We start from the raw sequence: 1,130 nt of genomic DNA, 5'->3' as shown, positions 1-1,130 counted from the left end.
GTCCGGGTTACCGTGCGCTGTGGTGGGCCGCGGCCTACCGTCATGATTGCTCGGTCACTGGTTTGCGATTGCGCGGCCTTCCCGCGAGAGTCATGGGGTTGGCGGGCCCGGCGCAGGGCCGGAAGGATTGACGAATGAGCGACGCTGAGACCTCCCGGGTGGGGTCGACGGTGGGCCCCTACCACCTCAAACGGCTGCTGGGCCGCGGCGGGATGGGCGAGGTCTACGAGGCCGAGCACACCGTCAAGGAGTGGACCGTCGCGGTCAAGCTGCTCTCCGACTCCTTCAGCCGGGACCCGGTGTTTCGCGAGCGGATGAAGCGCGAGGCGCGCACCGCCGGGCGCTTGCAGGAACCGCACGTGGTGCCCATCCACGACTACGGCGAGATCGAGGGCCAGATGTTCGTGGAGATGCGGCTGATCGAGGGCATCGACCTCGACAGCGTCCTCAAACGCTTCGGACCGCTGACGCCGCCGCGGGCGGTGGCCATCGTCACCCAGATCGCCTCGGCCGTCGACGCCGCCCACGCGGCCGGCGTCATGCACCGCGACATCAAACCGCAGAACATCTTGGTCACCCGCGACGACTTCGCCTACCTGGTCGACTTCGGCATCGCCAGCGCCACCACGGACGAGAAGCTGACCCAGCTGGGCACCGCCGTCGGCACCTGGAAATACATGGCGCCCGAACGCTTTTCCAATGCCGAGGTCACCTACCGTGCCGACATCTACGCCCTGGCGTGCGTCCTGTTCGAATGCCTCACCGGGTCGCCGCCGTACCGGGCCGACAGCGCGGCGGTGCTGGTGAGCTCGCACATCATGGAGCCCATCCCGCAGCCCAGCGCCCTGCGCCCAGGCATTCCCAAAGCGTTCGACGCGGTGATCGCGCGCGGGATGGCCAAGAAACCCGAGGACCGCTACGCCAGCGCCGGCGACCTGGCCCTGGCCGCGAACCACGCGCTGAGCAATCCCGACCAGGACCACGCGGCGGACATCCTGCGCCGCAGCCAGGAATCGACGCTGCCCACCGCCGACCCGGTGGCGTTCGCCAAGACCGCGCAATCGCAAACCAGTGACCGAGCAATCATGACGGTAGGCCGCGGCCCACCACAGCGCACGGTAACCCGGAAC

At 68.6% G+C, this 1,130-nt stretch carries 1 protein-coding gene; it reads left to right on the top strand.

Annotation, left to right across the window (positions count from 1 at the left end; genetic code table 11):
* Positions 1–134: 134 nt before the first annotated feature.
* Positions 135–1,130, top strand: a 996-nt coding sequence (locus A5714_RS15775) for a serine/threonine-protein kinase (protein WP_231975902.1), incomplete at its 3' end; no start/stop codon positions are given.

It is taken from the genome of Mycobacterium sp. E2462, assembly GCF_001672685.1.
Classification (GTDB): domain Bacteria; phylum Actinomycetota; class Actinomycetes; order Mycobacteriales; family Mycobacteriaceae; genus Mycobacterium.
The sequence above is the reverse complement of the archived record's forward strand: the minus strand, read 5'-3'. Positions and strand labels throughout refer to the sequence as shown.